Here is a 23,604-nt window from a genome sequence, read left to right as displayed (position 1 = left end):
TCAAATAACCGATTTTCCTAGCCTAGCAAGCGGCGAAAATGTGAAAATGCGTTCATATTTTTCGTTTTGCCACGCAATCCAATTCTGGTAATGTCCCTGCCAGTTGTCCAGAAAGATGAAATTTCTATAAACACCCTTTCAGGATAACCGTAAACATTCCTGATACAACTCAGGGGCTAGGAACGTCAAGCCCCTGACCAAAGTTAGCATCAATAATACCGCCGGTAACCGAGGAACGGCTATGGCCTTCAATCCATTTGAGTTGTTCAGTCCCAAAAAGCGATTCACAAAAATTGTTTTTGCATGCCTTTGCATCACCGCGATGCTGATTTTCGTGTTGTCCAGCGGTCTGGGTGGTGATTACGATTTCATGAACTTTGTTCAGAAATTGGTTGGCGGAAACGGCAATGCCAATTCCAAATTACTGGCTGAACACCAGGGTGGAAAAATTTATTCTGAAGATTTGGATAAACTTTCTTTGGAACGACAAGTCGCGGACCAGTTCATGCTGTCTGCTTTGGACGCTGCAGCAGTGAATCAGGCTGGCGACATCTTGAGAAAATTAACTTCGGGAAAGTTTTCAGATGGTTCAAGCATTCCTGAAAACATTCGTGCAGCGATTGCAAATTATGTTGAACTCAAGGCAAATTCAAGAAAAAATGTTGCAGCTTCCCAAAGTTTTCAACGATATGCTTATCTCACTTTCGACCAGCAAGCAGTTAGTTTGCGAAGTGACTTTATTAAAGTCCTCCAGTTGAAATTTACCCTGGATCCCAAGTCTCCTGCTGCCCAAATGGTCGACAAAGTAGAAAAGATGATGGTGCATGATTCTCGCATCGGAGAGGGTCGGGGAATTCGGTATTTTGAAACATTCAGCAACGTGGATAACCAAGGGAACGTTGATTTTCTTCTTGCCTTGCAAAAAGCAGACCAGTTAGGGATCCGTTATTCAAAGCAGGCAACAAGGACCCTAATCAATGATGCGATCGGCGGCAAAGATTTGTTGACAGCAGCGGATTATGGTGAGATCGAATCAAAGATTAAAGATCGCTTGAAAACCAGACTTCCTGAATTGAACACAGAAATGATTCTGGAAGCGATAGGCAATGAGTTTCGGGTGCGGGCAGTGCTCGCCAGTGTGATCGGAAATCTGGAAACGAACAGCATGTTCGCGAGTGCGGGCAGAAGTCAAGTAGCCAGCGATTTGCCCAGTTATGCTACACCGGGTAAGTTTTTCGAATATTATCGTGACCAATGTTCCAGTCATGATTTCATGCTGTTTGAAGTTGCTGTCAAAGATTATGTTGCCAAAGTTGATGAACTTCCAACTGCTCGACAACTGGAAGATTTTTTCAAAAAATACCGAAGTGATATTTCTACACCTGAATCTGCCACACCAGGCTTTAAGGATGGCAAAAAACTGGCATTGGAATACACCCGTGTTGATCATTCGAAGCGTGATTTTGCCAAAGCACATGCATTGCTGAAGCATGCTGAAATGATTCAAGGTGCATTTGCTTGTGGAACGGGTTTTGGTTTTACTCCACCCGTGGCAGCACTAACTTTAGCTCAGGCACCATTGGGTGATGAGCTTGCATTGATGACCGCTTATGCAGAGATTGAACAAGCACAATCTTTGCCGTTATTTCAGGATCTCTATTGGACATTCAGCCCACGTGATTCTGTGGTGTATGATCCCCTGCCAATCATGTCGCTGACTGCGGGCCTGAGTGGCACAAATAGTTTGACGCAAGTAATTACTGCAGCATCACTTGCGCGAACTTCTGCATTTCAGTTAGACACCAGAATGCGTGCGGCATACGGCTTGCAATGGGTATTAGCGCCCGTTTCCCCCTTGCCCTTCTACGCAATGGCCACTTCGGAAAGTTTAAACCCGAAGCCATTGCCACCTGCATTTTATGCACAGATGCTGAAAAAAAATCTGGTTGAAGAGCAAAAGACGAATCTCATTCGACAGGACCTGGAAGCTTTTGAGCGGGAAATGGCTGTTCTGGCCGCCGGCATCAATGGCACCAAACTGGAAGCGGCAAAATTAGCAGAGAAGAAACAGGCCATCACCGCATTTGTTGTCAAATGGCTAAACGAGCGCAACCTGACATCTACCTTAATGACTGAACCGAAAGATCAATACGAAGCGATTGATGATCCTGCTTTGAGCAAGCTGTTTGAAGTTGCCAATAGGCAACCCGATGGCAGCAATGACATCATCTCTGCAATGTATACCGAGGTACCTGCTGTTGGAACCAGTGGCAGCGTTCAGCAGTTGTATATTCCCAGGAGGTTCCCCACGACGGCAACAGGAACCACGCCGTTCTATTTTGCCTGGTCAATCGAAGAAATCGCACCAAAAATCTATAACACGTTGAAAAATGCGGATGACTTAACGAATGGAGAGATGAGCAAAAGAGTGCTTACTGCCTGGAAATTCGAGAAGGCTCGTAAGTTAGCTGATGATGCGGCCGCACAACTCTCCAAAGAGGTTGCTACTCAGGCTGCAACAATTGCGAAAGATCCTTCTGGTGCCATGAGAGCTTTGAAAGAATTCGAGAAATCGCACACGATTCTTGAATTGGACAACCTGGCTTTACAAGCATACGATCCGGCTACTCAAAGCACTAAAAATCCAGAAATCGACCGTGAAAAAGTACGTTTTCCAAGTTCTGATTTCGCCGACTCCTTACTGGATTTACGTAAACAACCGCTTGGGTCCACCAAAGTATTGTCTGACCTGCCGAAATCTCGGTATTTTGTTGCCTGTCGAGTGGGCGAAACGCTGAAAACACCGGATCAATTTGCCAAAGATGTACTTGCTGCAAGTACATTTGGTCAGCGAAATTCCTTGTTATCTGCATTCACACAGCAGGTTTCTGAAGAAAACCAGCGTGCAATTATTGATCGCATCCGCGCTGAATTGCAATACAAGCCTACCGAAGAACTGAAGGCGCTGCTCAAATCCGATCGATAGAAGCCGTTGAATTCTCTTCTCCCCCAGTAATTTCGACTGAATCTGCTGGGGAATTTCGAAGATTTCTTTTCATTTTTGATTCATTTTTTGTTACCTTACACTAGTTGTTTTGCACGGATTATCGTGGGAATTGTCATTTCGTTATAACTTCGCACTACTCTTCCAGTCGAGGTGAGTGATGTTTCGCAGATTCGGGATATTATTTTGCTTTCATTTTTTCATTGCTTCTAGTACCAGCGCAGAAAAAATGAATGTTCTATTCATTGTCAGCGATGACCTGTGCAATGCCATCGGTTGTTATGGGCATCCATTAATCAAAACGCCTAACATCGATAAATTGGCGGCACGCGGGGTTAAATTTGAGCGGGCTTACTGTCAGTATCCGCTGTGTAATCCAAGTCGTGCGTCTTTTTTGACCGGATATCGCCCTGATACAATCCGTGTTTATGATAACGCAGTACAATTTCGTAAAAATAAGCCCGATGCGGTTACTTTACCCCAGACTTTTCGGAAAGCGGGCTATTTTGTTGCCAGAGTAGGCAAACTTTACCACTATGGGGTACCGTTACAAATTGGCACGGACGGCTTGGATGACCCCGAATCGTGGGAAAAAGTCGTTAATCCACGAGGGCGTGATCGTGATGATGAAGACAAAATATTCTCTTTAACCCCTGGTAAATTTGGTGGGAGTCTCAGTTGGCTGGCTGCTGATGGCAAAGACGATGAACAAACCGATGCGATTGGTGCCAAAGAAACGATCAGGCTTCTTGAACAGAAAGCTGGGGAGCCATTTTTTATTGCCTGTGGTTTCTATCGACCGCATACACCATTTGTGGCACCAAAGGCATATTTTGATTTGTATCGATTAGACAAAATAACTCTGCCAATGGTGCCTGAAAATCACCGCGATAGTGCACCGACTTTTGCATTTCAGAGCTACAAGAAAGAACAGGACAAACTAACCGATCCAATGCGAAAAGAATGCCTTCAGGCGTATTACGCCTCAACCACGTTTATGGATGCTCAGGTGGGCCGGGTGCTCGATTCGCTTGAAAGATTAAAAATTCATGAAAAAACGATCGTTGTTTTCATTAGTGACCATGGTTATCACCTGGGCGAACACGGCTTGTGGCAAAAACAAAGTCTTTTCGAAAATAGTGCCCGCGTACCGATGATCGTTTACGATCCTCGGATGAAGCCCGCACAGCACCAGTGTGGCCGAACGGTAGAATTGACCGATCTCCACCCCACACTGGCAGATCTGGTGGGCATTCCAGCACCGATTGATCTGGATGGGAAAAGTATGAAAAAACTATTAGAAGATCCTGTATCAAACTGGGATCGTCCCGCACTTACTCAGGTGGTACGAGGTAACGCAAAACAAAAACAGGTTCGTGGTTACAGTATTCGCACAGAACAATATCGCTATACCGAGTGGGGACCAAACGGCACATTAGGGAAACAGTTGTACGATTACACAAATGATCCTGGTGAGCTGACAAATCTTGCAAATGATAAGAAACATCAGGACATTGTTGCCAAGATGCAAGCACTACTTAACAAGGAAATCAAACGATGATTAGAATATTCATAGCTTGTTCATTTTTGTGGGTCAGTTTTTCTGTCAGCACTTTTGCAGCAGACCCACCCCCGAATATTGTGATGTTGATTGGGGATGATCAAGGCTGGAAAGATTATGGATTTATGGGGAGTAAAGTCGTCTCAACACCGCATCTGGACCGTCTGGCAAAAGAGAGTCTGTTGTTCAAACGGGGTTATGTGCCGACCAGTTTATGTCGTGCATCACTCGCAACAATGATTACCGGGCAATACCCCCACCAACACAAAATAACTTCCAATGACCCCCCACTACCCAAGGGAGTGGGTCAGGGACCAGCGATGAAAAACCCGGTTTACCTGAAAATGCGGGAAGAAATGGCGGCCTACATGGAAAAAGCAGATACTCTGCCAAAACTCTTGGGTAAACAAGGTTTTTCCAGTTACCAGGCTGGCAAATGGTGGGAAGCAAACGCCTGTAGGTGCGGTGGATTTTCCGAAGGAATGACCCATGGCGATCCTGCAAAAGGTGGCAGACACGGGGATGTGGGCCTGAAAATTGGTCGCGAAGGAATTGAGCCAGTCAAAAAATTCATTGATGCCTCGATTCAAGCCAAAACCCCCTTTTACGTGTGGTATGCACCGATGATGCCACACACTCCCCATAATCCACCAGAACGATTGTTGGCTAAATACCGCAACAAGCATAAATCGATCCATGTAGCCAAGTATTACGCGATGTGCGAATGGTTCGATGAAACAATAGGCGAAATGCTGCAAGTGCTTGATGAAAAAGGAGTTAGCAAAAATACGATTATCGTTTATCTGCACGACAATGGCTGGATTCAGGATGAAAACCGTGCTGCGTATGCACCCAAATCAAAACGCTCCCAGTACGATGGTGGCACACGCACTCCCATCATGATTCGATGGCCGGGCAAAGTGACTCCCGGTGAATCAGATACTCTCGCCAATTCCGTCGATCTTTTTCCCACGTTGCTGCACGCACTCGGGCAAACCCCACCCAAAAACCTGCCAGGAATCAATCTGCTGGATGAAAATTCGCGCCGAAGCAGAACTTCGACTTTTGGTGAAATTTTTGAACATAATGCGGTTGATATCCACAATCCTGCTGCAAACCTTCAATATCGGTGGGTAATCCATGGCAATTGGAAACTGATTGTTCCCAACAAAGTACTGGTACCCACAGGCGTACTGGAGCTCTACGATCTATCCAAAGATGCTGATGAAACAAAGAATCTGGCAAATGAAAATCCTGTCAAATGTGAAGAGTTGATGAAGGAATTAAACGCTTGGTGGGATGGGAAATAACAATGATGAAGATTTTCACACAACTTTGTGCCATTTGGTGCCTGTTCCTGATTGCCGGACTCACCACCTTTGGCGAAGAAAAACGCCCCAATGTTCTTTTGATCATCACAGACGATCAAGGCTATGGCGACTTTTCTTTCACTGGTAATCAGGTTCTGAAGACTCCGGTTATTGATCAGCTTGCGAAAGAAAGCGTGGTATTTGATCGTTTCCATGTAAGCCCGCTTTGTGCACCCACCCGGGCATCTTTGCTGACGGGTCGGTATTCCCTGCGAACAGGCACCTGGGGGGTGTCTAAAGGTGAAGAAACGATGAGAGCGGAGGAAATCACCATCGCCGAGGTGCTGCAAAAAGCAGGTTACGCTACTGCCATGTTCGGTAAATGGCACAATGGTGAGAATTTCCCCTATACTCCTAACGGGCAAGGGTTTACGCATTCTTTAGGCTTCAATTTAGGCCACTGGAACAATTATTTCGACACTCGTTTGAAACAGAACAGCACCTGGGTGAAATCACCAGGCTTTATTTCCGATTATCTCACAGATCAAGCGATCGGGTTTATCGACAAGCAGGTGAAGCCCTGGTTTTGTTATGTTTCGTACAATACACCCCACTCACCGTTTCAATGTCCTGCCGCATATTTCGACCATTACAAAAAGCTGGGATTGGACGACACTCTTGCATGCATTTACGGTATGTGTGCCAACACCGATGACAACGTTGGAAAATTGCTGCAACATCTTGATAAAAAAGAACTTCGGGACAATACAGTAATTATTTTTCTCACTGATAATGGCCCAAACGGTAAACGCTTCAATGGAAATATGCGTGGGCAAAAAGGTCAGTATTATCGTGGTGGCACACGAGTGCCCTGCCTGATTTCGTATGGCAAAAAGTGGCAGCCACACAAATCTGAAAAGCTCGCTGCCCACATCGACCTTTATCCCACCATTGCAGAACTTACTCTGTCGAAAGTAAAAAACGAAACTGCATTGGATGGTAAATCATTGATCCCACTGCTTGAAGGAAAAGAGAATGGCTGGGGGGACCGCTCAATTTACATTCAGAACACCCCCTACGGGAAAGCCAAAAAGAACAGTGGGGCGATTTGCACCCAGCAATACCACTACGTTAATGGTAATCGTGGATGGGAGGTTTACGATGTGGCACGTGACCCTGCAGAAACGACTAATTTGTATTCACCAGATAATGAAAATTTTCTCACAACAATTAACGCCTTCACCAAATGGCATCAGGAAGTTTCCAAATCGGTCGAGTTTTCCCGCCCACCGATCCAGATTGGGCATGATCAGGAACCAGCTGTGGAAATGTCTGTCGCACAAGCAGCACTGCAAAGTGGAGCCAGATTCAGTGGCATCCATGCCAATAACGCCTGGACGATCGGTTGGGGCGAAAAAGGTGCCTCGCTTACCTGGAAAATCGATGTGACTCAGGCGGGAGAATACGAGGCCGTGGTGGAGTACTTGTTGACAAAAGAACCGATGACTACTTTTCGATTAACCACGGCAACTTCGAAAGTGGAATCCGCAGATCTGAAGTTCACCGACCGTAAGTTTGCCGACCACCCGGACCGGGTGAAACGCACCGAAGTTTACGAATTGAATTGGTATCGACATGTAGTTGGCACGATTTCTCTGAATAAGGGCATCCAGGAAGCGGTGCTGACTGTTTCCGTACCTAACGAAACACTAGAAATCAAATCCTTAACGCTTCGCAGAAAATAGTTTATTCCCCCACATGAAATGCTGCCAGGTTACCCATTCGATCTCGGCAGAAGAGTTTCTTATTGCTGAGTACCACATGGGGCCAGGCATCATTTTGAAAAAGCGCGGGGCGGTTTGCCAATACAGTACATTTTTTTGCCGCATCTCCTGCCAGATCAACTAATGTCAGTTGCCCTTTGCCTGAATAAATAATCAGTTTGTTATCCTTTGTAACGACACAAGATCCCTGATCATGATAGCCCTGCTCTTCCCAGATTCGTTTACCTGTCCGCAAATCGAGGCAATGCAATTTGGACCAGGCAAAATACATTTTTTCGCCATGAATGACTGGGGAACATACTTTGGAAGCAACTGGGGCTTCCCAGATTTTTTCCGCACCGCGTGCTGTAATTTTTAGACTCATCGTCCGAAGAATGTTGTAGTGGGAAGTGGCAATCAAGTGATCTTTATCGACAGTTACGGAAGCGATGTTATTAGAAAAATTCGTTTCCCACGGCCAGGTGGCGATTGTTTTACCAGCATTGTTGCCTGACGCAGCCACCACCAGCACTCCTTTGTGGGTAAGGGTTGCAATTGCTGATTCATTGCCAACCGTTATTGGAACTGGTCCACCATTATGTCCTGCAGGCTCATTCGCAGTGGATCGCCAAAGTTCTTTACCAGTAGTTAAGTCAAATGCGATCAGTGTCCCTTCTTTTGCCCCAACTTCCACAATCAGTCGATCCTGTAAGACCAGTGGGGAACTCGTATATCCATAATCCCGCTGGCCACTGCGTCCCACTTTGGGGCGAACAAGAACCTTGTAAGATTCGTGTAAGTTCTTGTTCCATAATAATTTACCTTGATTTTTGGTTTCCCAGCAACATAGGTCACCATCACAACTTAAGGTGTACAGATACCCCGTTTTTGAATCATAATCAGGAGTCGAAGATGGCCCACTGAAAAATACCTGATCACCACTGGCATTCCGACCATAACGTGGTGCCTTGTAGGATTGTTCCCACAAAATCATGCCATTTCTGGAATCAACACAATACAGGAAATCTTTGCCACCTTTCCAGCCCATCTGAAACAATTTTCCACCTACTTCCAGTGGGGCAGAGTTCCCTTCGCCAAAATTTCCTTTCCAGGCGTTCGTTAATAGCCATTTTGTTCCATTCCATCCAGAAAGTTCTTCGGTGTGCCCATTGCGGGTGGGACCACGCCAGTGTGGCCAGTCGGCAGCAAATACGGGAATGAAGCCCATTAGAACTAAAAATGAAGAAATTGTTAATTTGTGCATGATATTCCCCACCGTCGCTTAACACTGGCTGACCTGAAAAGGACAACGAGCCAATTCAGATTCGATTCAATTTGAAAAGAAAGTTCGCTCTAATTCATCTGACTATTTGCAGGCATGCTCTATGATAAACGAAATGAGTAGTTTTGCCACAAATGATGCCGTGCTTCACTTGCGATCTGTACGGCTAAAGTTGAAAAGTCGACACGAATGATTGGTCGGATATTTATGGGCAGGTACGAAGCAGTTCGCCTTCTAGGTGAAGGTGGAATGGGCAAAGTATACCTCGCCAGACAGCTAGACCTTGGTCGACAGGTTGTCGTTAAGGTGATGCACGAACATGTCGTTCACGATGAGAAATTCATCCAGAGATTTCAGCGTGAAACCATGTTGCTTGCACACTTTACCCACCCCTATTGCGTTGCGCTTTATGATGCTTCACTTACGGATGGACCGTGCATCGTCATGGAGTACGTTCGTGGGATCAATCTGGAAACTCTGCTGCAAAAGAATCAACGCCTTAGCTATCAGCGGGTAGGCAGGTTGCTGGGACAGTTGTGCGAAGTACTTGAGGCAGCCCACCAGCAAGGCTTAATCCATCGCGACTTAAAGCCCGCAAACTTAATGATCGTTGACCATGATTCACCCAGAGAAAAAATCAAAGTGATGGATTTTGGTCTCGCGAAGTCGATGGAAGGCGACAAAATGATGGATTACCAGCAATCGAGTGCGGAGTTTGCGATAGGTACTCCAGGGTATATTTGCCCGGAACAAGTTCGTGGCGATAACATTGATGGCCGTTCCGATATTTACAGTGTTGGAGTGATGCTGTACGAGTTGCTTACCGGTCGATTGCCATTTTTAAATACCAACAGTATGGATCTGATGCTTGCTCATGCCACAGAACGCCCTCCCAGATTTCATACTTTGGGTCTGCCAATCGATATTCCTGAGCCGATTGAAGCGTGTGTATTCACCTGCCTCGAAAAAGACCCGAACGAACGCCCTCAAACCGCTTCTGAACTACAGGAAATGTATCAATTAGCACTGACCATGGCTGAATCGGGAATGACAAACGACCTCCCGGAAGCGATGCCCCTTCATGAAGGCCCACGCATTATCCAGGACCCATCGGCATTGTGCATGAAATTTGAAGCCTGGATGCCAGAATCGATTGCGATCATGAAAATCCGCGGTTTTGCCCATGATTTTGGTGGGGAAATTGTCGAAAGCAACCCGGGGATGGTGAAAATGAAGCTGGGAGATCGACAATCTGGCCAACAGTTTTCACGATCCAGTGGCATCACCGGTTTTGGCTGGCTAAGCAAACCCCGAAAATCGGAATATTTATGGGTGGAGCTCCACCTGGATGTCATGGACCAGATGCGAGCCAACCATCTGTTAGTGCAAGTTGTTTTTCGGCCGAATGCGATCAGCCAGTTGCAGGATGCGGCCTGGCGAGAAAGGTGTATGCAATCGTTCATTAATCTGCGTGGATATTTGATGGGTTCCTGAATCGATTATTAAAATTATTTCATTTTATTGATGGCTAAACGATTTTTTTCCACCACTCCAACCGATTCCGAAATGGTGGTACTGGATGGCACGGAAGCCCACCATGCACTGCACGTGATGCGGCTGAACGTGGGTGATCAAATTACCCTGTTCGATGGGTGTGGCAAAGATTTCCTGGCTGAAATCGTCAATTGTCAGCGAAAAACCGTAATTCTGAAAATTCTTTCAGAATTACCCACGGTGCGTGAAATATCACCCTCATTATCGATTGCAGTAGCACTCCCCAAAGGGGATCGTGGTGAAATTCTGGTCGAAAAATTAACTGAACTTGGAGTCACCTCGCTGATTCCGATTGTTACTCAACGTTCGATTACCAAAGTTGATGATGCCAAAATAGCCAAATTGCAAAGAATTGTCGTGGAAAGCAGTAAGCAATGTGGCCGATCGAATTTAATGAAAATTTGCTCAACGGTTCAGTTTCAGGATATTTTTGAGCAATTTTCGCCAGATCAAACGGTCTTGTTTCACCAGAGTGGGCAGAAAATGCTTTTGTCGCAATATTGCAATATTGCGAAGCAATTGTGCCTTATTGGGCCTGAAGGTGGCTGGTCGCCTGAAGAATTAGAGATGACTGATTCGAAAGGAGTTTCAATCCTTTCGTTTTCCAACACCGTGTTACGCACAGAAACCGCTGCGATTGCAGCTGCAACGCTGCTAGTTTCCAGCCGTCACACCAATTCAGGTTCTGTGGGTGAAAATTGAAGTGCTTTCCGTCGAGCAATTTCAGCAAGGATAGCCTTGATCAGTCCTGAGCAGAGGATTGCATCCGTCTGGCCAATTTCATCCCACGTGGTGACCAGAAGTGAGGTTGCAGGGTTCAGGTGGGCAATTCGTGTCAGCCAACAGATCCCCGCTTCGTGCATCAGATGAGTAGTATGGGGATGGTGCCACGCAATGTGGGTTGCCAGGCACCCCATTGGTAGCACTTTGGTAAAACTGCCATGGATTAGAAAAGGACTGCGATTTTCTAATAAATCGAGTAGCCGTTGAAGTCCAGAATCAGTTATGTGGGGTATCCACTGATTGCGAAATTCCTGTAATGGTTCATTAAATTCCATGACCAGGACCCCAAAAAACACCAAAACATCTTTAAACAAAAACAATCGTTTGAATAACGTCCGTAACCACCTCTGGTTTGTCAATCGTATGGAAGAGAGTTGAGTTCTGTCAAGTATAATTATCGCACTAGTGTACGAATATTTTCAGATCGTTTTTCGTAAGATATTATGAAATAATCACTTATGGCAAATGTGTTTTTTTGGTTTTATTGAAACAACTAATTCCTTACTAAACCGATCAATTTAGTAGCCTATCTGAAAACTTCGCGATTTTCTCAATTGCCTGAACAAACTTACGAATGAATTATTGAGACGATGTTATCGGAGTGCAACAGATGGATCGCAATATCGGTGCAGGCATGAAACTAGCTTTGATATTCGGAATCTGCTCGTTGGTGGTCCTGTACCTTTTCGGAGCAAGCACGAAATTGCTGCTGCCTTTGGGAATCTTTGTGGCAATCGGTGCTCGATGCAATGGATTGCTTACTATGTTGATCAGTTTTGTCATTTTGGTAATCATCCACCCAGTGTTTTCAATGAGTAAGTATGAGGAAAGCATCATTTTCCCCACGTTGGGCATGTTGGCTGTTTTGGTCAGCTGGCGCTCATTGATAAGGGGAAATTCTCCAATGCACTGGGGAATTTCCACACTCATCGGAGCTGGAATGACTGTTTTGTTCCTGAACCAATCTGAAATTACCTTCCAGGTTCAACCACAAATTGTTGTGTTAAGCTGGGTAGTCTTGGGGTTTTGTGTGCTAATCGACACCATTGGCAATTTGAAAACTGGAAAAGCAAAGAACATTCTTGATAGTGCACTCTGCTATGTGTCAATCATTTCTGGTGCAATTTTTGCAAAGGAATTGCTGGGTGTCAACGTGCATCCGACGCTTCGGGAAGTAATTACTTACAGCCACAATTGGTCATTCTGGCGGTACCAGTGGAATTTGGCGTTCCAGTCACTAGCACCAGAAAAAGTGGGGCTTCAATTTGTTGTCAGTGCTGGTCTGATAATGTTGTGCGCAATGTTGTTACTCTGGCAGAGTACCCGGGAATGGGTGAAATCCGGCACTTCGCAAGGAATTACATGGTTGTGTAGTCTGCTGTATACAATGCAATTATGTAACCACTCAAGCCAACAGCCCCGTTGGCTTTCGTTGCTGGTGGTGATCAGTTTGATTTGTACAGGACTGTTCACCGGACTGAATCAGATGCTTAAACAGTTGCAATTGCAACCACCCGAAGAACTTGCTTAATCAATCACGCGTGGTTCGATATCAATCTTTTCGATTGATTCGGCATTTTTTGCACTGATCAACTCAGTTCTAGAGCCACCCACGGAACAGCAGGAAGGAGCGTTAACAACTTCCGGTTCTTGTGTTGCAGCAACCTGGCAGCATGCTGCTTTTGCTTTCACCTGACAGGTGCCGGCTTGTTGTTCATTTGAACGTGTTACGTAGTAAGCAACCCCTGCACCAGTGGCTGCTAACGCGATAAGAACTGCTAAAACCTTCATTTCTTCGCCTTTGCAAATGTTTCGCCAAGAAAGATACTTGGGAAAAGTTGGAAAACTTACCTAAAGTTATTACAACAATTGCTTACTCGCAATATACGATAGTATAGCAAATATTGTTCCTAGTTGACAAATGGTTTTTAGAGGTATTTTGCAAAGATGTCAAAAGTGATTTCAGATGTGGCCCGTCCCGACCTGGCACCAGCAGGCAAAAAGCGAATTTTGTGGGCAGATCAGGATATGCCTGTATTGTCCCGAATCCGAGAGCGTTTCGCTGCCGAACAACCACTGAAAGGTATGCGGATGGCAGCATGTCTTCACGTTACTGCTGAAACGGCAAACCTGGTTCGCACCCTGAAAGCTGGTGGTGCAGAAGTAATGTTGATCGCATCGAATCCACTATCCACTCAGGACGATGTTGCTGCGAGCCTGGTCAGCGATTTTGGCATCCACGTGAATGCGATCCACGGCGAAGACAACAATACCTACTACAAACATATCGTTTCTGCATTGGAATTTGAACCTAACGTGACCATGGATGATGGTGCAGATCTGGTTTCCTGCATGGTGTTTGTTTCGTTAAATCGTTTGAAGGATGTTCATCCTGTTGTAGCTGAGTGGGCAGGACAATACCCAGCAGATCAGCTACCCGACCTCTTCAAACGGGTCGTAGGCAGTATGGAAGAAACTACCACCGGGGTTATCCGACTGCGGGCTATGGAAAAAGATGGCGTGTTGAAGTTTCCTGTTATCGCTGTGAACGATGCAGATACGAAACATATGTTCGACAACCGCTATGGTACCGGTCAATCCACGATTGATGGGATCATTCGTGCAACGAACATGTTGATTGCTGGCCGGAAAGTTGTGATTTCAGGTTATGGCTGGTGTGGCAAAGGTGTTGCAAGTCGTGCTCGCGGCCTGGGTGCTCAAGTGATCATTACCGAAGTCAATGCCGTTGCAGCTCTGGAAGCTGCAATGGATGGCTTTGCAGTCATGCCGATGGCAAAAGCAGCATCGGTAGCTGATGTCATTATCAGCGTGACTGGTAACAAGCACGTCGTACGGAAAGAGCACTTTGAAGTGATGCCTAGTGGTACGGTAATCTGCAATAGTGGCCACTTCGATGTGGAACTCGACCTGATTGCACTTGCAGATCTGACCCAAAAGAAAACTGCCGATGTTCGACCGGGCGTTGATGAATACCTGTTGAAGAACGGGAACAAGATTTATGTCTTAGGTGGCGGTCGACTGGTAAACCTGGCAATGGCAGAAGGTCACCCACCAAGCGTGATGGATATGAGTTTTGCTACCCAGGCGTTAGCAACCGAATTCTGTGTGGCAAACGCAGGCAAACTTTCTGCAGCTGTTCATCAGGTCCCACCAGAAATTGAACATTATGTTGCCACCGAAAAACTGGCATCCATGGGAATCACAATTGACACACTGACAGCGGATCAGTCCCATTATCTGGCTGACTGGGAACAAGGCACGTAATTTCAAGAATGACTCAATGTGGCGTTCAATCCACACGAATCTTTACTGAGCTATTCCAGCGCACATTGCATCTTCACAGAAATCTGAATACAACCTTTTGCATAGCCAGGGACTTCAATCCCTGGTTTTTTTACGAGTAAGGTTTTGTTTCGGAGCTGATTTTTAATTGAACGAAGTCAATAACAAATTGCGATTTACACATCGAAATGAAGTGGATTTTAAATTGCCTTAAGGAATGTACGAAAGGCGGGCGAAAGACAAGTTACTCACCTTCGGGCAGTTTTGGCAGGATTGCAGTCAGAATCATGCCTACCAGGAAAACAGTGCCACCAATAATCGCTGCAGAGATCGCAATATATGCAAACGGGGGCGTGTTTGCTGGAGCGATCGATTTAGTGATCAGTTCCGTATTCACAAATGCTGCGGAAGTACCGATCATACGCCCACCAACATTAGTTGCAAAACTCCCACCGGTCCCCCGCAAGTGCATCGGAAATATTTTGGGCATGTGTTCGCCAAAGAAGCTGAACTGAGCCACCGTGACTAACCCGCATATGAACACGCCATAAACAAAAAAGTCTGGCTTTTCTTTGAAGAAGAAATAGAAAGTCAGCGGGAAAAGGATCAGGCCAGGAACCTGGAATATCCATAGCAATACTTTCTTGTGCAACACAAACACAATCAGGATGGCCAGCATGATCCGTCCTGTCAAACCACCCATCTCCTGCCAGAACTGATAGTAATTCCCTTCCGTTTTAATTTTGTCTTCATGGACTTTCCTTGCGGCACGGTTCTTGCCAATTTCAGCGAGTGTTTTCTCGTAAGCCAGCACCGCACCTTTGATTTCTGGTTGTTTGACGCTTAAGTTTGTCAATTGCTCATTCAGTGCGGGCATTTTTGCCTGCACTTCTTTTAATTTTGTCTGATTCTCATTCAATTTTTCCTGAACTGTATTGTCACCTGCTTCAAGTTTGGTTTTCAGACCACTGATTGCCAGGTTAATGGTGCGCAGCTCTCTTCTCACCACAGACCGTTGATCAAGATGTGCTTTTAAATCGGGATTCGATGCAACAAATTTTTCCACAGTTTTCCGCTCTTCACTCAACTGATTATCCAGCACTTCCCCTGCTTTTCGTAACGGGGCCAGTTCTTTTTGCACTGGTTTGAGTGATTCCAAACCAGGAACTACGCGGGTCGGGATCATTTGTAATGCACCGAATGCCGCTGCATAGGCACAGGCAGACAGTCCTGTCATGACCAACGTTGCCCTGCGTAATTCTGGTGAGAATAATTGACTGAAACGAGGCCGACGTAACTGCCCTGCCCGCTTTCGTTACCGCCATACACGTGATTCCGTCACAAAAGGCAACAAGATCAAGATACTGATCCCTGGTACCACTCCAGTAATCAGGGTGTAGCGCCAGGAGGCGTGCTGATCAAACGGCTCACGGACTGGAATTACAGGTAGAACGTTGGCATAATCTACTGCAAGCTGGTTTGCACCCGTTACCAGCAAACCACCAACGGACGCAAATGCCTGAGTCCAGCCAATCACCAGAACACGCGTCTTTTTGTTCGGAAAAAGTTCGGATAACCAGGTAATTGCCGCAACGAATTCAACACATACCCCAACAAAGGTGGTACAGCGGAACAGCACAAACTGCCATAATTCGGTACTCATGGCTGCAAGTACGGGAGAGACCGAATACATCAGGATGCTGAGAACCATAATAGTTTTCCGTCCGAACATGTCGATCAGCCAGCCACCCAACAGTCCGAAGATCCCACCAGCCAGTGCAGCCATCCACAATAGCCTACCAAACCAGGCAGTTACTTCCGGGTGACCCGGAGGTAATTGCATAATTTCTGATAAAGCTGGCCCCGCAATCACTGGTAGCATTAATAATTCGTACGTATCAAACAAGAACCCAACCGATGCGACGATGAGCACCAGCCATTTTTGCAGTGGGGTAATCGTATAATCACCAGAACTAGACACAGTTGGTATTCTCCACATCAGGGTAGGTAAAATCGCCAGAAATGCTGTTTTACATTCTGATTCCAGGAAACGCCAACCAAAACTGAAAAGTTCTCTTGTACAGACAGCGGAAAATCGGCGGCACGAATTAATTTTCAGGGAATCCGAATGCAGAACGAACAGGCACAAACCAGTAACGCGATTGTGGTGCGTGGAGCCAGGGAACATAATCTCCAGGGAATTGATGTCGCTATACCCAAGAATGCCTTAACCGTTCTGACGGGTGTCAGTGGTTCGGGGAAGTCTTCGCTGGCGTTCGACACGATTTTCGCAGAAGGCCAGCGACGATACGTGGAATCACTATCCAGTTATGCCCGCCAATTTCTGGGCCAGCTACCCAAGCCGGATCTGGATTATATCGGTGGATTATCCCCCACGATCAGCATTCAGCAGAAGGCAGCCAGCCGCAATCCGCGCTCCACAGTAGGCACTATTACCGAAATTTCCGATTATTTGCGTGCTCTATGCTCGCATGGGGCAAATGCACTGCCCCCAATGTGGGAAGAAAATTACCGCTCAAAGTCGCGACCACATTGTTGAATCGATCTGTGCGCTGCCAGCGGGAAGTCGAATTACGTTGCTCGCACCACTGATTCGTGGGCAAAAAGGGGAATTTAAAGACTTATTTGCTGAAATGTTGAAAAAAGGATACGTGCGGGCCAAAGTCGATCAGACGATCGTTCGATTGTCAGACGAATTAAAGCTCGACAAACGCCTGAAACACGATATTTCGATAGTCATCGATCGAATTGTTGTGAACAATTCCTCACGAATTCGAATTGCCGAAGCGGTGGAACAGTCGCTACTCCTGAGCAAAGGGATGGTGCTGGTTGATCAGGAAGTGCCAGAAAATGAATCTGGAGGACAATCTTCAGAGATACTGCTATCATCGCACTTTGCCTGCACTTCCTGTAACCTCAGTTACGAACAGCCTACACCCCAGCTTTTCAGTTTCAACAGTCCCCATGGAATGTGCACTACCTGTGATGGTATCGGCACGGCATACACCTTTGATCTGAAACTACTCATTCCGGATGAATCTCTTTCTCTTTACAAAGGAGCTGTTGTCACCCTTGGTAAACTCAGTGCCATGGGGCGTTGGCGAAAACACATTTACGACGGAGTGGCACAGCATTTCGGAATTGATCTCAAAACGCCATGGAATCAACTCACCACAGAGCAGCAGCACGTGCTGCTGTATGGTGCAGGCAAAGAGCAGATTGTTTTTACATGGAAATCACGTGGTAGCCAGTGGAAACATGCTGCTGTGTGGGAAGGAATTATCCCACAGTTAACCGCCAGTTTTCGCAAAAATACGGCAGGCCCAAGGCGAAAACAACTTGAAAAATATATGAGAATCATGAAATGCCCCACCTGTCATGGAGCCCGACTGAATCAACTCGCCTGTTCTGTCAAGCTCAGTAGCAAATCAATTATTGAGGTGGGAGAACTTCAGGTGGGTGATCTTCACCCTTGGCTGAAAGAATTGCAGCAGTCCTTAAAAGGGATCGATCTGATCATCGGGAAGGAATTATTAAAAGAGATCCAGGCCCGAATCATGTTTTTGCTGAACGTGGGCCTTCACTACCTGAGCCTGGACCGTTCTGCCCCCACGCTTTCCGGTGGGGAAGCCCAACGGATTCGCCTTGCCAGCCAGATTGGTAGTGGCTTGGTTGGTGTCACATATATTCTGGACGAGCCGTCAATTGGGCTGCACCCACGTGATAACTCCCGCCTACTGGACAGTTTGCTGCAATTGCGGGATATGGGCAATACTTTGTTGGTGGTCGAACACGATGAAGAGACTATACGGGCTGCTGATTACCTAATCGACTTCGGACCTGGACCTGGAGTGAAAGGTGGACAGGTTATTGCCAGCGGTACTCCGAAACAGGTTATTGCCAACAAAGCCAGTGTGACAGGCAACTATCTGAGTGGGCGAAGCGAAATCCCAATGCCCACCACACGCAGGGTGTCCAATGGGCAACAAATCAGCATTCGCAATGCCAGCCACCACAACCTGAAACGGGTTAGCGTCGATATCCCCCTGGGGTTATTTGTGCTGGTCACTGGTGTCAGTGGGTCAGGGAAAAGCTCTCTGATTAACGATGTATTGCTCAGTGCCCTCTCTCAGAAAATGGGTGCCAAAGAAAGCATTGAAGATCAGGAATCAGAAAGCACAGAATCTTCGGATATCCTTGTTGAGCAAGTACTTGGGGCGGAACTGATTGACAAAATTATCAGCATTGATCAGACGCCGATTGGAAGAACCCCACGATCAAATCCTGCTACCTACATCAAAGTATTTGATGAAATCCGCGCGTTGTTTGCAGAGATGAGCGATGCGAAAGTACGTGGATATACAGCCGGCCGATTCAGTTTCAACCGGCCCGGTGGGCGTTGTGAAGCCTGCGAAGGGAACGGTTCCAACAAACTGGAGATGGATTTCCTTGCCGATGTCTGGATTACGTGCCCAGTGTGCCAAGGCAAACGGTTTACGCGTGAAACATTACAAATTCGTTATAAAGGCAAAACAATCCACGATATTCTGGAAATGGATATTCAGCAGGCATTGGAACTGTTTGAACATGTGCCGAAAATCCGCACGATGCTGAAAACCCTGCACGATGTGGGGCTGGATTACATGAAACTTGGCCAACCTTCCCCTACTCTCTCCGGTGGAGAAGCCCAACGCATCAAACTGGCCAAAGAACTGTGCCGCCCGGGGACAGGTAAAACGTTGTATGTCCTGGATGAACCCACCACCGGATTGCATTTTGAGGATATACGTAAGTTATTAGAGGTTCTTCATAATTTTGCTGCCAACGGCAACACGGTGCTGGTGATCGAACATAACCTTGATGTTATTAAAACTGCCGACTGGGTGATCGATATGGGGCCTGAAGGTGGCAGCGGAGGTGGAAGCGTTGTCTTTACCGGTACTCCGGAAGATTTAATGATGTGTAAGGCATCCCACACGGGTCAGGCACTGAAACATCACCTGGATCCCAAGACAGCTCACCGATCCAACATTACCAAAAAAGGCAAAAAACCGAGCAGCCGCCACCTCGATTTCATTGAAATTCAGGGAGCCTTTGAACACAATCTGAAAAATGTCTCGGTTGATATTCCACGTGGCAAAATGTCGATCTTCTGCGGGCCAAGCGGGTCGGGCAAAAGCAGTCTCGCGATGGATACCATTTACGCCGAAGGCCAGCGACGCTATGTGGAATCTCTGTCCAGCTACGCCCGGCAGTTTCTTGGGCAAGTACAAAAGCCGAAAGTTGAATCGATTCGTGGCTTATCTCCCGCGATTTGCATTGAACAGAAAACAACAGCCCGCAGCCCCCGATCTACGGTAGGTACAATTACCGAGATTTACGATTATCTGCGAGTGCTGTATGCTCGTTTTGGAGAGCCCCACTGCCCTGATTGCCACCTGCCGATTGGCACCCAGACCGTGGATGAGATTGTTGATCGCTTGCTAGGTTTCCCAGAAGGAACAAAGATTTACATTCTGGCACCGATTTCGCGGAAATCGAACGAAAAATATGATGCCATTTTTGAAGATGTGCGAAGATCAGGCTACAATCGCATACGAATTGACGGTACGACGCACCTTTTAGAGACTCCCCCACCGATTGATCATCGACGGAAGCACCAGGTAGAAGTGGTGGTGGATCGCACGTCGATCCAGGTAAAACAACGAACCCGGATCACGGATAGCGTCGAACAGGCTTTAAACCTCGGCCAAGGCACAATGCATGTTGCGTTATATAACGAACATATTCCTGAAACTTCATGGAAAATTGAGCGATTCAGCCAATTATTGGCCTGTCTGCAGTGTGGAAAAGGTTTCGAGCAGCTCAATCCACACCACTTTTCCTTTAACAGTCCCCTCGGGTGGTGTCCCACTTGCGAAGGGTTGGGTGTACAGAAAGGTGCCAACTTAAACGTCGTTGTGCGTGATGATACCTTGTCAATCCATGACCATGTGATTGCAGTTTTTCCTGAAGCAGTTAACAAACGGTTTTTCCAGATTCTCCAGGCAATTGCGGATCATTTTCAATTTTCACTTCGAACTCCCTGGCGGGAACTGCCACAGGAAGTACAGCGGGTCATCCTGTTCGGCAGTGGGGATGAATGGCTGACGTTGAAAGATCGTTATGGCAAGCCAATCCAGTTCCGTTATAAGGGCATTTACCCCGCCCTGGATGAAACCACACGGGTAAGTTACAGTTATCGGGCACGATTATCTCATTTAACTGATGAAGTGCCCTGCACTGCTTGTCAAGGTTCGCGTTTACGTCGCGATGCAGGTGCCTGGAAAGTGGCAAACCTGACACTTGGTGATCTATGCAATCGGACGGTGCAGGATTGCTACGAATTTGTTAAAGATATTTCATTAGAAAGATCTCATCGAACTGTTTCCAATGACTTGTTGAATGAAATTACTCAACGCCTGCGCTTTTTACTGGATGTGGGTCTGGATTATTTAACAATCAGCCGGTCTGGTCCCACACTTTCCGGTGGGGAAGCCCAGCGCATTCGCTTGGCAAGCCAGATCGGCAGCGGTTTAACGGGTGTACTGTACGTACTGGATGAACCGACGATTGGCTTACATCCACGTGATAATGCCCGCCTGCTGACAGCACTGCTCAAGCTAAGGGACCTGGGCAACACCATGATCGTGGTAGAGCACGAAAAAGCAGTAATTGGTGCGGCAGACTATCTTGTTGACTTTGGGCCAGCCGCGGGTGTTCATGGGGGTGAAATTACCGCAATTGGTGAACCGAAACAGATCGCAAAAAAGCCTAAGTCCTTGACCGGGAATTACTTAAGTGGTGAGAAGTCGATACCTGTACCCACGAACCGCCGATTGCCTGCAAACCTGAAGCATTATAACAAGCTGCGAATTGTGGGTGCCCGTCACCATAACCTGAAAAATATCACGGTTGAACTGCCACTTGGTGCTTTTATTGCCGTTACTGGGGTCAGTGGGTCAGGAAAAAGCACACTCATGAATGAAGTGCTTTATAATTCGCTTGCCAAGAAACTCCACCGCAGCAATGTGACACCTGGTATCCACGATGAGATCCAGGGTATTGAGCAGATTGACAAAATCATCAATGTGGGACAGGAGCCGATTGGCAATTCGCCCAGTTCAAATCCCGCCACGTTTACCGGTGTGTTTGATCTCATTCGCCAGCTTTTTTCACAAATGCCAGATGCGAAAGTGCGTGGATATCAACCCCGTCGATTTAGTTTCAACCAACCGGGTGGGCGCTGTGAAACTTGCCAGGGGAACGGCCAGAAACTAATTGAAATGCACTTTTTGCCCGATGTCTGGGTAACTTGTGATGTTTGTAACGGCAAACGATACAATCCAGAAACCCTCGCAGTGACTTATCAAGGCAAAACCATCGCAGATGTGCTGGACATGACCATCGGAGAAAGCCGTGAGCTGTTCAGTAACATCCCCAAAATACGCCACATCCTGCAAACACTGATCGATGTGGGGGTCGAATATTTGCAATTGGGGCAACCAGCACCCACGTTATCAGGTGGGGAAGCACAGCGTGTTAAATTAGCTGCAGAACTGGCCCGGCCAAGCACTGGCAGAACTCTGTACCTTTTAGACGAACCAACAACCGGTTTGCACTTCGACGATACCCGCAAACTGCTTTTAGTGCTGCACCGTCTGGTTGATCTTGGTAATACCGTGATCGTGGTCGAGCATAATCTTGATGTTATAAAATCGGTTGATTATACAATTGAACTTGGCCCAGAGGCCGGATCTGCAGGTGGGCAACTTGTATTCGCTGGAACCCCTGAAGAATTATGCACTTACGCTGAATCAGCCCAAAAAAAATCATTACCAACGGCATATACTGGCTTGCATTTACACGAAGTTCTGGCAGAAGGTCCGCACGTTCATCGGAAGCCATTTGATGTAAATGAGCAATCATCTGTAGAACCCAACGATATTGAATTGGAAAAAGTGGGTGCCGACATCCAACTCCCCTGGGAAACTGATGGAAAACGCTGGCACACCCAGGAACGGGTGACTACGACAGGGCTAGCCGCCAGATGGGATGGAAAAATTCTGACATTTACCGAAGAGTTGATTCATGAACTTGAACAGTTTTCCCCCACCAACTGGAAAGAAAGGTCGGTTGTTGAAATTGCCGCACCAGTGGCGTCCAAAGGGTGGTTTTTTCATGCTCACACTGGTATGGAGTGGTTTGTGCGACTGGTTTTTCGTCAGGCAAAACGCACATTCAGCCTGGCGGAAGTGGAAAAACTGTTAAAGTTGAAACCACTACAGGAAATGAATATTCCGGTATTGAATCGAGAATCTCGTATTCAAGTGGCTGATCGCAAAGGTCCATGGCAGGAAGTTTGGATTTTGGTGAACAGCTTCAGCGAAATTGACCACGAGGGATTTCGGGACTTTGTGCAGAAAGCTGCAATAGGTTTTCACAGGAATCTGAAAACGATGCAGCAATCACCGGAAGATGTCATGCCATGGAAGGTTCATGGTGAAAAATGGCATTTGTCTGAAAAAGGATTCCCCCCACGTCAGAAAGCGAAATGGCCTGTGGAATTACTGAAGGAATTAATCAAATATGTGAACGACAATCTGGATGATGTGGATTGGAAATGGGATACACGGGACATGGTCAGCTTTCGGATTTCTGGTGACAGCACCACCCTGGGCTATATCAAGACAAAGATTCCGGCCCACATCAGCGTTCGGCTGAATGCCACTGCAGGCACGTTTAATCTGGCAATGCTGGAAGGAATTGGCGACCACACCGAGATCACAGAACAGAAAAAGAGCCTGGATCAAGCAATTGAGTTGCAATTCAGCAAATTATCTCAATTGAAGAACAAACAACTCGCCAAAACATTGCAACGTGCAGCATCGTCCCGATCAAAAAGTTAGGCCCGTACAACCCATTTTACCCCAACGATGTCATTAGAACCGTTGCAATCGATACACCTTCAAGACGGTGTTGGA

At 46.7% G+C, this 23,604-nt stretch carries 15 protein-coding genes; 10 read left to right on the top strand and 5 right to left on the bottom strand.

Annotated elements, in window-relative coordinates:
• The first annotated feature begins 241 nt into the window (after positions 1-241).
• From R3B84_05970 to R3B84_05955, 4 genes are all read left to right on the top strand, one after another.
• Entirely contained in the window at positions 242-2,986 is a 2,745-nt protein-coding gene (locus R3B84_05970) for a hypothetical protein (GenBank protein MEZ6140101.1), read from the top strand.
• Positions 2,987-3,233: 247 nt separating this feature from the next.
• The gene (locus R3B84_05965; GenBank protein ID MEZ6140100.1) at positions 3,234-4,565 is read left to right on the top strand and encodes a sulfatase; all 1,332 of its coding nucleotides are present in this window, start codon (positions 3,234-3,236) and stop codon (positions 4,563-4,565) included.
• A complete protein-coding gene (locus tag R3B84_05960; protein MEZ6140099.1) occupies positions 4,562-5,875 on the top strand; it encodes a sulfatase-like hydrolase/transferase in 1,314 nt (437 codons plus the stop codon). The genes R3B84_05965 and R3B84_05960 overlap by 4 nt, the downstream gene beginning before the upstream one ends.
• Before the next feature lie 2 nt (positions 5,876-5,877).
• The gene (locus tag R3B84_05955; GenBank protein MEZ6140098.1) at positions 5,878-7,620 is read left to right on the top strand and encodes an arylsulfatase; all 1,743 of its coding nucleotides are present in this window, start codon (positions 5,878-5,880) and stop codon (positions 7,618-7,620) included.
• A gap of 1 nt (position 7,621) precedes the next feature.
• Here R3B84_05955 and R3B84_05950 read toward each other — a convergent pair whose 3' ends face one another.
• Positions 7,622-8,902, bottom strand: a complete 1,281-nt coding sequence (locus R3B84_05950) for a PQQ-binding-like beta-propeller repeat protein (protein MEZ6140097.1) — start codon at positions 8,900-8,902, stop codon at positions 7,622-7,624.
• A 225-nt stretch (positions 8,903-9,127) separates the two neighbouring features.
• On the opposite strand from R3B84_05950, the gene R3B84_05945 reads away from it, so the two are divergent.
• Positions 9,128-10,414: a serine/threonine-protein kinase gene (locus R3B84_05945; GenBank protein ID MEZ6140096.1), complete on the top strand. Its 1,287-nt coding sequence runs from the start codon at positions 9,128-9,130 to the stop codon at positions 10,412-10,414.
• 30 nt (positions 10,415-10,444) lie between these two features.
• Positions 10,445-11,176 carry an RsmE family RNA methyltransferase gene (locus R3B84_05940; protein MEZ6140095.1) on the top strand — a complete coding sequence of 244 codons (732 nt, stop codon included), beginning with the start codon at positions 10,445-10,447 and terminating at the stop codon, positions 11,174-11,176.
• Here the strand turns inward: R3B84_05940 and R3B84_05935 are convergent.
• Positions 11,143-11,532 (bottom strand): hypothetical protein, encoded by a 390-nt coding sequence (locus R3B84_05935; protein ID MEZ6140094.1) that lies wholly within the window; start codon positions 11,530-11,532, stop codon positions 11,143-11,145. The genes R3B84_05940 and R3B84_05935 overlap by 34 nt on opposite strands.
• Positions 11,533-12,104: 572 nt before the next feature.
• On the opposite strand from R3B84_05935, the gene R3B84_05930 reads away from it, so the two are divergent.
• The gene (locus R3B84_05930) at positions 12,105-12,788 is read left to right on the top strand and encodes a hypothetical protein (protein ID MEZ6140093.1); all 684 of its coding nucleotides are present in this window, start codon (positions 12,105-12,107) and stop codon (positions 12,786-12,788) included.
• Here the strand turns inward: R3B84_05930 and R3B84_05925 are convergent.
• Positions 12,785-13,048: a hypothetical protein gene (locus R3B84_05925; GenBank protein MEZ6140092.1), complete on the bottom strand. Its 264-nt coding sequence runs from the start codon at positions 13,046-13,048 to the stop codon at positions 12,785-12,787. The two genes, R3B84_05930 and R3B84_05925, sit on opposite strands and share 4 nt — an antisense overlap.
• Before the next feature lie 156 nt (positions 13,049-13,204).
• On the opposite strand from R3B84_05925, the gene ahcY reads away from it, so the two are divergent.
• Complete coding sequence (gene ahcY / locus R3B84_05920) at positions 13,205-14,542, top strand: adenosylhomocysteinase (GenBank protein ID MEZ6140091.1); 1,338 nt, start codon at positions 13,205-13,207, stop codon at positions 14,540-14,542.
• Between the two features lie 262 nt (positions 14,543-14,804).
• Here the strand turns inward: ahcY and R3B84_05915 are convergent, their stop codons facing one another.
• Positions 14,805-15,797: a hypothetical protein gene (locus R3B84_05915; protein MEZ6140090.1), complete on the bottom strand. Its 993-nt coding sequence runs from the start codon at positions 15,795-15,797 to the stop codon at positions 14,805-14,807.
• Positions 15,798-15,875: 78 nt separating this feature from the next.
• Positions 15,876-16,541 carry an MFS transporter gene (locus tag R3B84_05910; protein MEZ6140089.1) on the bottom strand — a complete coding sequence of 222 codons (666 nt, stop codon included), beginning with the start codon at positions 16,539-16,541 and terminating at the stop codon, positions 15,876-15,878.
• A 147-nt stretch (positions 16,542-16,688) separates the two neighbouring features.
• On the opposite strand from R3B84_05910, the gene R3B84_05905 reads away from it, so the two are divergent.
• Together R3B84_05905 and uvrA are read left to right on the top strand one after the other, a co-directional pair.
• Positions 16,689-17,120: a hypothetical protein gene (locus tag R3B84_05905; GenBank protein ID MEZ6140088.1), complete on the top strand. Its 432-nt coding sequence runs from the start codon at positions 16,689-16,691 to the stop codon at positions 17,118-17,120.
• Positions 17,062-23,529 carry an excinuclease ABC subunit UvrA gene (gene uvrA, locus R3B84_05900; protein MEZ6140087.1) on the top strand — a complete coding sequence of 2,156 codons (6,468 nt, stop codon included), beginning with the start codon at positions 17,062-17,064 and terminating at the stop codon, positions 23,527-23,529. The genes R3B84_05905 and uvrA overlap by 59 nt, the downstream gene beginning before the upstream one ends.
• Positions 23,530-23,604: the final 75 nt, after the last annotated feature.

The sequence above is a fragment of the Zavarzinella sp. genome, from assembly GCA_041399155.1.
Classification (GTDB): Bacteria; Planctomycetota; Planctomycetia; order Gemmatales; family Gemmataceae; genus JAWKTI01.
This window is presented reverse-complemented; position numbering and strand designations above follow the sequence as displayed.

Bases quoted from the DNA above. Each gene is read 5' to 3' on its own strand.
- R3B84_05970 (MEZ6140101.1), top strand. From the start codon at position 242: ATGGCCTTCAATCCATTTGAGTTGTTCAGTCCCAAAAAGCGATTCACA.
- R3B84_05965 (MEZ6140100.1), top strand. From the start codon at position 3,234: ATGAATGTTCTATTCATTGTCAGCGATGACCTGTGCAATGCCATCGGT.
- R3B84_05960 (MEZ6140099.1), top strand. From the start codon at position 4,562: ATGATTAGAATATTCATAGCTTGTTCATTTTTGTGGGTCAGTTTTTCT.
- R3B84_05955 (MEZ6140098.1), top strand. From the start codon at position 5,878: ATGATGAAGATTTTCACACAACTTTGTGCCATTTGGTGCCTGTTCCTG.
- R3B84_05950 (MEZ6140097.1), bottom strand. From the start codon at position 8,902: ATGCACAAATTAACAATTTCTTCATTTTTAGTTCTAATGGGCTTCATT.
- R3B84_05945 (MEZ6140096.1), top strand. From the start codon at position 9,128: ATGGGCAGGTACGAAGCAGTTCGCCTTCTAGGTGAAGGTGGAATGGGC.
- R3B84_05940 (MEZ6140095.1), top strand. From the start codon at position 10,445: ATGGCTAAACGATTTTTTTCCACCACTCCAACCGATTCCGAAATGGTG.
- R3B84_05935 (MEZ6140094.1), bottom strand. From the start codon at position 11,532: ATGGAATTTAATGAACCATTACAGGAATTTCGCAATCAGTGGATACCC.
- R3B84_05925 (MEZ6140092.1), bottom strand. From the start codon at position 13,048: ATGAAGGTTTTAGCAGTTCTTATCGCGTTAGCAGCCACTGGTGCAGGG.
- ahcY (MEZ6140091.1), top strand. From the start codon at position 13,205: ATGTCAAAAGTGATTTCAGATGTGGCCCGTCCCGACCTGGCACCAGCA.
- R3B84_05915 (MEZ6140090.1), bottom strand. From the start codon at position 15,797: ATGACAGGACTGTCTGCCTGTGCCTATGCAGCGGCATTCGGTGCATTA.
- R3B84_05905 (MEZ6140088.1), top strand. From the start codon at position 16,689: ATGCAGAACGAACAGGCACAAACCAGTAACGCGATTGTGGTGCGTGGA.
- uvrA (MEZ6140087.1), top strand. From the start codon at position 17,062: ATGCACTGCCCCCAATGTGGGAAGAAAATTACCGCTCAAAGTCGCGAC.